Annotated in this window: 1 protein-coding gene; it reads right to left on the reverse strand. The window is 59.1% G+C overall.

What is annotated here, in order from left to right; genetic code table 11:
* The coding region (locus tag AAEY83_RS12885; RefSeq protein ID WP_351059304.1) for a hypothetical protein at window positions 1-452 on the reverse strand (452 nt) is incomplete at both ends.

Genomic DNA, 452 nt, shown 5'->3' on the forward strand with positions numbered 1-452 from the left:
GCGGTGAACCGCTCGGTCTTCGTCCAGGGTTGACCCAGCAGATACCACTGATTCATGTGCCCGGGACGCATGTGCAGATTGATCTTGTCCCATTTCGCCAGGGAGAGGGCTTGCTCGACAGTTTTTGGCAACGGTAGCTCGTAGAAACGCAACATCTGCCCGAGGGTGACTTTACCGCTCGAGCGCAGGGCGCCGCCGGCTTCGCCTGCCTGAGCTTTAAGCTGGTCGCGATGAAGTTTCAGATCGGAATGTTTTTCCACCTCAGTCGTCAGGTTGACCCAGCCTTTGGCGCTGGCCGTGCCGACATGGCCGGACTCGGTCACCAGCAATTGACTGTCGGCGGGTAACCCGTGCTGTTGCAAGATGGCTTGAAAATCCGCATTGGAGCTGAATATCTGCAAGCGCTCCTGGCCCAGCGCCATCTGCACCGCGAGCGTGGAATGCGGATGGGG

The sequence above is a fragment of the Psychrobacter sp. TB20-MNA-CIBAN-0197 genome, assembly GCF_040309765.1.
Taxonomy (GTDB): Bacteria; Pseudomonadota; Gammaproteobacteria; order Pseudomonadales; family Moraxellaceae; genus Psychrobacter; species Psychrobacter submarinus.